The 8543-nt window shown below is 63.9% G+C and carries 9 protein-coding genes; 2 read left to right on the top strand and 7 right to left on the bottom strand.

Annotated features, from left to right (window positions below; translation table 11 throughout):
- From B3520_RS10405 to B3520_RS10380, 6 genes are all read right to left on the bottom strand, one after another.
- Positions 1-99, bottom strand: a 99-nt coding sequence (locus B3520_RS10405) for a twin-arginine translocase TatA/TatE family subunit (RefSeq protein WP_286876008.1), incomplete at its 3' end; no start/stop codon positions are given.
- A gap of 101 nt (positions 100-200) precedes the next feature.
- The gene (tatA, locus tag B3520_RS10400; protein WP_286806758.1) at positions 201-470 is read right to left on the bottom strand and encodes a twin-arginine translocase TatA/TatE family subunit; all 270 of its coding nucleotides are present in this window, start codon (positions 468-470) and stop codon (positions 201-203) included.
- Positions 471-485: 15 nt separating this feature from the next.
- Positions 486-839: a phosphoribosyl-ATP diphosphatase gene (locus B3520_RS10395; protein ID WP_286806759.1), complete on the bottom strand. Its 354-nt coding sequence runs from the start codon at positions 837-839 to the stop codon at positions 486-488.
- A 2-nt stretch (positions 840-841) separates the two neighbouring features.
- Positions 842-1252, bottom strand: a complete 411-nt coding sequence (gene hisI / locus B3520_RS10390) for a phosphoribosyl-AMP cyclohydrolase (RefSeq protein ID WP_286806760.1) — start codon at positions 1250-1252, stop codon at positions 842-844.
- 170 nt (positions 1253-1422) lie between these two features.
- Positions 1423-3915, bottom strand: a complete 2493-nt coding sequence (locus B3520_RS10385) for a YbcC family protein (protein ID WP_286875988.1) — start codon at positions 3913-3915, stop codon at positions 1423-1425.
- Positions 3912-5486: an NADH-quinone oxidoreductase subunit L gene (locus B3520_RS10380; RefSeq protein ID WP_286804429.1), complete on the bottom strand. Its 1575-nt coding sequence runs from the start codon at positions 5484-5486 to the stop codon at positions 3912-3914. The genes B3520_RS10385 and B3520_RS10380 overlap by 4 nt, the downstream gene beginning before the upstream one ends.
- 136 nt (positions 5487-5622) lie before the next feature.
- On the opposite strand from B3520_RS10380, the gene B3520_RS10375 reads away from it, so the two are divergent.
- Positions 5623-6522 carry a LysR family transcriptional regulator gene (locus tag B3520_RS10375; RefSeq protein WP_024461314.1) on the top strand — a complete coding sequence of 300 codons (900 nt, stop codon included), beginning with the start codon at positions 5623-5625 and terminating at the stop codon, positions 6520-6522.
- Positions 6523-6581: 59 nt separating this feature from the next.
- Entirely contained in the window at positions 6582-7850 is a 1269-nt protein-coding gene (gene waaA / locus B3520_RS10370) for a lipid IV(A) 3-deoxy-D-manno-octulosonic acid transferase (RefSeq protein ID WP_286804430.1), read from the top strand.
- 5 nt (positions 7851-7855) lie between these two features.
- Here waaA and B3520_RS10365 read toward each other — a convergent pair whose 3' ends face one another.
- Positions 7856-8467, bottom strand: a complete 612-nt coding sequence (locus tag B3520_RS10365) for a flavin prenyltransferase UbiX (protein WP_036160761.1) — start codon at positions 8465-8467, stop codon at positions 7856-7858.
- Positions 8468-8543: the final 76 nt, after the last annotated feature.

The raw sequence follows: 8543 nt of genomic DNA, 5'->3' as shown, positions 1-8543 counted from the left end.
GCCCACGGCGCGCGCCGCTTCAGGCAGGCGCTCCGGGCCAATGACCACCAGGCCCACAATCGCGATGATCAGCAGCTCAAAGAAACCGATATCGAACACTCAAACACCTTTCAAATAAGGCAGACACTGGATTGGCGCCCTCCCGCCCGGGAGTTGCGCCGCTGGCTCAGTCAGGGCATGCCCGAGGGCGTTGCCGGGGATCACGAGCGGTTCTTGTCTTCCGCTGCGGATTTTTCCTGCTGGGTCTGAGCGCTGTTCGGGTCGGTTTTGTCTTCGACGTTGCGCTTGGCGCTGTCGTCGTCTTGTTCGCTGTCTTTCTCGGCGTCGTCATCGCTGACCGACTTCTTGAAGCCCTTGATGGCTTTACCCAGGTCGCTGCCAATACTGCCCAGACGCTTGGTGCCGAACAAGAGAACCACAATGGCCAGAATGATCAGCAACTGCCAAATGCCAATTCCACCAAATCCCATAACCTTACCCTCTACTTATGTTTGGTTGTTGCGCGCCGCTTTTTCGGCGTGGCCGGATAAATCAAAGCGCCGCGCCAGCTCGTTGAGCACCGCGTCGGCATTTTCGCCTAAATGCGACAGCATGACCAGACTGTGGAACCACAAGTCGGCGGTTTCCATGATCAGGTGCTGGTTGTCGCCATTGCGTTCGGCATCCTTGGCCGCGAGCAGGGTTTCGGTGCACTCCTCGCCCACTTTCTCCAGAATCTTGTTCAGCCCCTTGGCGTGCAGGCTGGCGACGTAGGATGACTCGGGGTCCGCGTTCTGTTTGCGGGCCTCCAGAACGCGGGTCAATTCGGTCAGAACCTGCTCGGTGTTCGGTGTGCTCATGCTCAGTAAATCTCGTTGGGGTCTTTCAGAACCGGCTCCACGGTCTGCCACTGGCCGTCTTTCAGGGTCCGGTAAAAACAGGACTCCCGGCCGGTGTGGCAGGCGATACCGCCCAGTTGTTTCACTTTGAGCACAATGGCATCGGCATCACAGTCCAGCTCAATGCTTTTCAGCTCCTGCACATGGCCGGAGGATTCGCCTTTGCGCCACAGTTTACCCCGGGAGCGGGACCAGTATACGGCGCGGTTTTCCCGGGCGCTCAGGGCGAGGGATTCGCGGTTCATCCAGGCCATCATCAGAATGCGGCCGCTGTCGGCGTCCTGGGCGATGGCGGGAACCAGCCCATCGTCGTTCCATTTTACCTGATCGAGCCAGGCGCTCTGAGTATTGTCGGGGGTATCCGGAGTGCTCATGGTGATCTGACGCTTCGCAAGCGGTTAGTCGGAGCGAGAGTGTAGCAGCCCCGGGCCTGCGGCGTCACGATTCACCGCCGGCTTTTTGGCTCGCGCCGCCATTGGGGTGGGACGCGCCTTCCTTGGCGCTGAGTCAGTTGGCCGCTGAAGGCTCTTTTGACGCTGAAGGCTCAGTCCGTCGTGCGGGTCCAGTGGCCGTCGTGATAGGCCTGCACCGCTCCGGTTTCATCGTCGAGGCTGAACAGGTATAGCCAGCCATTGCCAGTCAGCGCCTGCAGGACCGGATGCTTGGCGATGATGGCGTCAATCGCCCTGGTCGGTGCGGCCAGGTAGGCGCTCAGACGCAAGGGCTCGTGCCGCCACTGCTCGCCATCGTGCAACGATTGCAGGGGCAGGCCAATGCGCAGGTCGCCGCCGTTGCCTTCAAACACGCCGATGTGGCCGCCGACCACGTTGTGCAACACTTTGTTGCCGCTGCCGAACTTCCGATTATCCAGCGTGGAGCCGTTGTATTGCATGTTGATCCAGTGGGCCACCACCAGGGGGGCGGTCATGATCAGCTCCAGGCGGCTGAACTCCGGGTCGGTACGCCAGTTGTAATCGTGCAGAAAGCTCCGCCCCTGCAGATCGATCGGGGCGGTCACCGAGCGCGGCGCGGCGATAAACGCGGCGTTGTTGGCCAGGCCCCATTCCGGGCGGGTCTGGGACCAGTCGCTATTGCGCTGTGTCAGTTGTTGATCCAGGTCGGCCTGATCGGGGCTCAACCCCAGGGCGGCCGCGCGTTCGCGCTGCGCTCCGGCGCTGGCCCGGCGCAACCACTCGGCGGTCTCGGCGCTCAGCCAATCCTCGCCCTCGAGCAGCTCGATCCGGTCGGTCACCGTGTGGTGCAGGGCCGGTACGAAGCGGCAATCGTCGGGCAGGGTGATGCCCGCCTCCGCCAGGGGCGAGCGCAGTGCCGGATCGTTGAGCAAGCGGGCCAGGGCGCGTACCGAGACTTCCCCCGATTGACCGCCGCAGGCGCCGCACTCCAGGCCCGCGGCGTGCGGGTTGTTCTGGGTGTGGCTGCCGTGGCCCACCAGCAGCACCCGTGAGGCGAAACGCTCGGTCAGCCCCATAGCGGTCAGTACGTTGCGCAACAGGGTGACCTGGTCGGCCTGGGTCAAGGGCTTTCCGGAGTCACGCCAGTGCCAACGCAGTGAACTCAGTTCAAGGCGTTTGGGCGCTTTGCCCGGCAACAGCGAGCGGCCCAACAGTTTGCCAGCGTACAGCAGGCCGCCGGCCTCCACGGCGGTGAAGGTGGCTGCGGCGGTTTGCGACCACTCCTGAAAGCGAGCGCTCCAGTTGAGCTGTCGTGCCTGGGCGTTGGCCTGCTCGGGGGTGCCCAGGCGCACTTCCACCTGAGGTGCCAGCAGTCCAGGCAGGTGCGGTTGGGCCAGCGCCGAGCCGGGGGTGACGACGCTCAGGGGCAAGCCAAAGAAACCGGCGAAGCCCAGTGTCTGGATGTCCGGGTTCTGCTGCTCCAGGGCGCGACGCAGAGGCTCCGAGCGCACATCGATGCAGAAAACGGCCTGCAGCGAGGGCGTGTCCGCCACCGTGTGGGGCGCGCGCACCGCCTGGGTCAGTGACCGGTTGAGTGGCTGTTGATAGGCCAGCTCGGCCGCCCGCTGCCACACCCACAGGGGCCGCTGGGCCTGACGGTGACGCTCGAACAGTTCGGGCAGGCTGTCCAGTTCGCGCCGCCAGAGCCAACTCAGGTTCTGCGCCTGCTCCGGGTGGCGACGGTGCAGGTAGCGCCACAGGACCAGTTCCCAGGCCAGGCGAATGGCCAGCAGGCTGCGCATCTCCGTGGCCGGCGCACTGTCGTTCTCACCCAGCTCGCGCTGCCAATCCCGATAGGCCACCCAGGCGGCCCAGCCGTTGATGTCCAGCAGCAGCGCCTGGGCGTAGTCGCCAAGCTGCGTGGCGTTGACGCCGAGTTCGGCGGCCGCCGCCTGGAACAGCCCTTCATCGGTCGCAGGCAGCGTGTCGAAAAACCGTCCCAGGCCCGGCTCCGCCATCAGAATGGCAATACCCCGGTCCACGCGGGTAATGCGCAGCCACTGCTGGTAGAGCGTGGGATTGGACGAGCGCTCGCCCTGCGGGTTCAGCCGCTCGGTGTTGAACGGGCCGTCCTCCTGGTAATGGGCGGCACAGAACTGGCTGATCTGATGGATGATCTCGTCCCGCCAGGCCATCTTGTGCTGCCGGTCCCGGGCGGCGTCCACCAGGTCACTGATGTTGTGCCAGTGGGGCAGTTCACTCAGTGTTTTCACCACTTTCAGCAGGTTCTGGTAGTTGCCGGGATAGTCCAGCTCGGCCGCCGCCCGGGTCAGGTGCTCCGCCTGGATGTCACCATTCTGCCAGCGCTGCAGATAATGGCTGGGGGGCATCAGGGAGTGGATATAGGCCAGCGATGACAGGCGCGCGGCCACCTCGTCGATGGGCTGCTCGCGCATGGCCCACAGCGGGTTGACGGCAATCATGCGGTCCAGCGGCCAGTTGGGGGCGATGCTGGAACAAGCGCGATCCAGAGCCTGCTCTTGCGCCGTGGTCAGCAGTCGGGCTTGCTCGGTGGTGTCGGGCTCCCGGGTCAGTGGGGCGGACGTCTTCTCGAACGCGGTCATAGCAAACCCTCCTCAGAGATGGGGTGTAACTGCTTGGGGCGCGCCCGGGTCGGGAGCCGGTGCGGCCAGAGTTTGAGCGTGGTTTTGGTGACCCATTCATCCAGATAGAAACCGGCGTAAAGCGCTACCGCCAGCCGCTGGACTGCGGGCCGGTGGGCACCGTGGCGCAGCAGCGCATAGGCCATGGACAGCGCGGCGAACAGGGTGCTCATCCACAGGTCCGCCCACAGTGGGGTGGCCCGAGGGTAGTCGGGGAAAAACAGGCCAAACAGGGTTTTCAGACCGAAGTAGACGGCGGCCAGCACGACCGCCAGGGCAGCGAAGCGCAGCAGTGAGCCAGCGCTGAGCCGGCTGTCGCGCTCGGCCATCAGGGTGGTCAGTGCCAGGGCGAGCAGCACCCAGGGGCTGAAGGTCTCCGGCCAGGCCAGGCCGAGGCCATAGTGACCCGCAGACAGCAGCCCGGCCACCAGCAGAACACTGCACAGCCCGGCGCCAAGCCACTGGCCGATCGGAGGCGTACGGGCCGGGGCCAGCCGCCGCTGCCGGTCCTGAACGACGGCCTCTCCAGAGCTGAGGAAGGCGTAGGCCTTGTAACAGGAGTGGGCCAGTAGGTGCAGCAGCGCCAGTTCCACCAGGCCCAGGGCGATTTCCACCAGCATCAGGCCCATCTGGGCGCTGGTGGACCAGGCCAGGCGGACCTTGATGCTGATGCGGGTCATCATCACCAGGGCGGCCAAAACACTGCTCAGGCCCGCCACGACCAGCAGCAGGGCCTGTGCCGGAGCGGACTGCAGCACCAGCGGGGCAAACATCAACAGCAGGTAACCACCCAGATTGATGACCCCGCCGTGCAGGGTGGCGGACACCGGGGTGGGGGCTTCCACCACCTGAATCAGCCAGCCGTGCAGCGGCAACTGGGCGCATTTGATCAACGCGGCCATCGCCAGCAGGCCGGCTGCCAAGTGCTCGGTCAGGGTCAGGGATGCCGGCTCGGCATAGGCGGCGACGATGGTGCTGATGTGCCCGGTACCGTGGTGCAGGTACAGCAGCGCAAAGGCACTCAGGGCGCACAGCTCGGCAGCCCGGGCAAACAGGAACTTCTTGTGGGCCGCCAGCGCGGCGCGCGGGCGCTCGGGGTAGAACATCAGCAATTGGTGCATGGCCAGGCTGATGCCCAGCCAGGCCGCCAGAAACAGGAGTAAGTGGTCACTAAGCACCGCGACACTGACGGCGGCGAACACCGCCTGCACCAGAGCGGCGAAGCGGGTCTGGCGAGGCTCCCCCTGAAGATATTGGGCGCTGTAACGGACCACCACAAAGCCGATGAAGCTCACCAGCGTCAGCATCACCAGGTTGAGTGGGGCGGACTGCCAGAATCCGGCCTCAGCGCCCGGAACCAGCGCCCAGGCCAACAGACCGATGGCCAGTAGCAGCGCGCTGGATGTGGAAACTTTGGCGAGGCGCCAGGCCGGGTCGGGGCTTGCCTGGCGGGCACTGAATGCCGCTCCCAGGGCCAGCAGTAGGGGAACGGCGCTCAGTAGCAGGGTGGGGAGGGCTTCACTCCAGTTCATGCATCGACTCCACAGTCATCATCTTTGAGTCCGTAAACGGTTGAGGCGGAGTATCCCTTTGGTGGTAATTTAAGTAAAATAGATATAAATGTATCAAGCGTTCTATAAAAGCGAACGGTTAAGGGGCGCTCCACGCATGAGCCGGTTGAACTACCATCATCTGTACTACTTCTGGCGAGTGGCCAGTGAGGGCAAACTGACACGGGTAGCCGAGCAGCAGCACGTTTCCCAGAGCGCCCTGTCGGCCCAGATCCGCCAGTTGGAAGAGCGCATGGGAAAGCCCCTGTTCGAGCGGCGCAACCGTAAGTTGGTGCTCACTGAGGCCGGGCGTCAGGTGTTCAATTACGCCGAGGTGATTTTCACCAAAGGTGAGGAGCTGGAGTCCCTGATCAGCCGGGGCATCGAGCCGGAGCAGCAGACGATTCGCATTGGCATGCTCTCGACCATGTCCCGTAATTTCATTGAGTCCTTCATCGAGCCCTTGCTGGCTCGCAATGAGCGCGATGTGAGTTTCAGTCTGCACGCCATGGGGATGACCAATCTGCTCAACGGCCTGGCCCGACACGAGCTGGATGTGGTGCTGACCAACACCCAGATACAGCCCTCCGGGGCACCGGCGGTGGCCTGGCAGAGCCAGCTTTTGGCGCGCCAGCCGTTGTCTATCATCGGTCCGGTTGAACTGGACCCGGAGGCTTCGTTTCCTCAGGGGTATCAAGGGTTGCGCTGGGTGCTGCCTGGGGCTAACCAAGAAATTCGCCGGGGGTTCGACGCCCTGTGTAGCCTGCATCAGTACCAGCCGGACATTCTCGCCGAAGTGGATGATATGGCCATGCTGCGCCTGTTAGCGCGGGATAGCGGGGCCGTTACCGTACTGCCCGAGGTAGTGGTGAAAGACGAGCTGCAGCAGGGCCGCCTGCGCCGCTACGAGCGCCTCCCCAATCTGTTCGAGAACTTCTTCGCCATCACCCTGCCCCGGGAGTTTATGCCCAGCCTGGTGTCCGAACTCCTGTCCCGGTCGCTGAAAGACCTGGCTTAGCCTGGGCTTGGGCGCAGTGGTATCCTGTGCGTCCGCCCCACGAAAGGATGACGCTGCGCATGCGCTGGTTGTACACACTGCTGCTCTATCTGCTCACGCCCCTGTTGCTGCTGCGGCTGCGCCTGCTCGCCCGGCGCAACCCGGCCTGGGGGCAGCGCTGGGGGGAGCGGTTTGGCCGGGTCCCGCCTCAGGAGACCGGCCGTACCCTGGTGTGGCTGCACACCGCCTCGGTGGGTGAAGTGTTGGCGGCCGCGCCGGTGGCCCGAGCGCTGCTGCAGGAGCCCGGTCTGCAACTGCTGATGACCACCACCACGCCCACCGGTGCCGACCGGGTCGCGGCCCTGTTTGGCGATCAGGTTCAACACGTTTATGCGCCCTTTGATCTGCCGGGCAGCGTGCGCCGGTTTCTGGACCGGGTGCAGCCCCGTCTGTATCTGATGATGGAAACCGAACTTTGGCCCAACACTCTGGCCGCCTGTCGGGCACGGGAAATTCCCGGTGTACTGATCAACGGTCGGCTCTCGGAAAAGTCCGCCCGGGGCTATCAGCGCTTTGCGGGCCTGACCCGACCCATGCTTCAGGGCCTGACCGAGGCCGGTATCCAGAACCGGGCGGACGCCGAGCGCTTTCAGGACCTGGGGCTGCGCCCGGATGCCACCCACATCACCGGCAGTATCAAATTTGACCTGACCCTGGATGACAGCGTCCGGGAACGCGCAGCGGCGCTGCGAACCCAGTGGCAAGGCAACCCGGCGCGTCCCATCTGGATCGCCGCCAGCACTCACGACGGCGAGGACGGCCCCCTACTGGAGGCGTTTGCCCAAGTGCGCGCGCAAACCACCAGCAACCCACTGCTGGTGTTGGTGCCCCGTCACCCCGAGCGCTTTGACTCGGTGGCCGAATTGAGCAACGAGCGCGGTTTCGTCACCGCCCGGCGCATTACCGGAGAGGCCCCGGGAGCGGATGTTCAGGTACTGGTGGGCGATGTCATGGGCGAACTGCTGACCCTGTATGGCGCCAGCGACATCGCCTTTGTGGGCGGCTCACTGATCGACAACGGCGGCCACAACCTGATCGAACCCGCTGCCTGGGGCCTGCCGATTCTGAGTGGCCCCAGCCTGTACAACTTTGCGGAAGTGTCGGACCTGCTGAAAGAAGCGGGCGCCTTACAGGTCGTTGAAAACGCGAAGGATCTGGCGGGGCAGGTGATCAGCCTGATCGAAACCGAGGAGCTGCGCACGGTGCGGGGCCAGGCGGCCAGAGAGGTGGCGGAAGCCAACCGCGGGGCTTTGGAGAAAACCTTGGCGTTGATTCGGCGGTATTTGTAGGGGGGCTAATCCTCCCCCCAACGCGGCATCAAATCCTGTTCAATTCCCAACTGATCCAACACCCGCGCCACAATAAAATCCACCAACTCCTCAATCCGGGTCGGCTGCATATAAAACCCCGGACTGGCCGGCACCACCACCGCGCCCATCCGGGTCAACTTCAACATATTCTCCAGATGCACCTCGGAATAAGGCGCCTCCCGGGGCACCAGAATCAACTGCCGCCGCTCCTTCAGCGCCACATCCGCCGCCCGCTCAACCAGATTATTACTGGCCCCGTGGGCGATGGCCGACAACGACCCACCACTGGCCGGACAAATCACCATCGAACTGGGCGAACTCGACCCCGACGCCACCGGCGAAAACCAGTCCTCCCGGGAAAACAACTGCAACTGTTCATCCTCAGCGCCAAACATCTGACTGAGCAGCAACTGCTGCTCCTCCAGATCGCTCGGCAACTCGACATTGGTCTCCGTGCGAATCACCACCTCCGCCGCACTCGACAACAGCAGATACACACGACAATCCGCCGCCAGCAGACACTGCAACAGCCGCAAACCATATTGCGCCCCGGAAGCGCCGGTCATGGCCAGGGTGACGGTACGTTGGTAGTCCATAGTGGGTCCTCGTCAATTAGTGGTTGTGGCAATGTGGTATCCGTAGGTCGGATTAGCGCGCAGCGCGTAATCCGAC

Origin of the sequence: Marinimicrobium sp. UBA4509 (genome assembly GCF_002388575.1) — a bacterium.
GTDB lineage: Bacteria > Pseudomonadota > Gammaproteobacteria > Pseudomonadales > Cellvibrionaceae > Marinimicrobium > Marinimicrobium koreense.
This window is presented reverse-complemented; position numbering and strand designations above follow the sequence as displayed.

What these genes read in the sequence shown, in the direction of transcription:
- tatA (WP_286806758.1), bottom strand. Translation starts at nt 470, where the DNA reads ATGGGATTTGGTGGAATTGGCATTTGGCAGTTGCTGATCATTCTGGCC.
- B3520_RS10395 (WP_286806759.1), bottom strand. Translation starts at nt 839, where the DNA reads ATGAGCACACCGAACACCGAGCAGGTTCTGACCGAATTGACCCGCGTT.
- hisI (WP_286806760.1), bottom strand. Translation starts at nt 1,252, where the DNA reads ATGAGCACTCCGGATACCCCCGACAATACTCAGAGCGCCTGGCTCGAT.
- B3520_RS10385 (WP_286875988.1), bottom strand. Translation starts at nt 3,915, where the DNA reads ATGACCGCGTTCGAGAAGACGTCCGCCCCACTGACCCGGGAGCCCGAC.
- B3520_RS10380 (WP_286804429.1), bottom strand. Translation starts at nt 5,486, where the DNA reads ATGAACTGGAGTGAAGCCCTCCCCACCCTGCTACTGAGCGCCGTTCCC.
- B3520_RS10375 (WP_024461314.1), top strand. Translation starts at nt 5,623, where the DNA reads ATGAGCCGGTTGAACTACCATCATCTGTACTACTTCTGGCGAGTGGCC.
- waaA (WP_286804430.1), top strand. Translation starts at nt 6,582, where the DNA reads ATGCGCTGGTTGTACACACTGCTGCTCTATCTGCTCACGCCCCTGTTG.
- B3520_RS10365 (WP_036160761.1), bottom strand. Translation starts at nt 8,467, where the DNA reads ATGGACTACCAACGTACCGTCACCCTGGCCATGACCGGCGCTTCCGGG.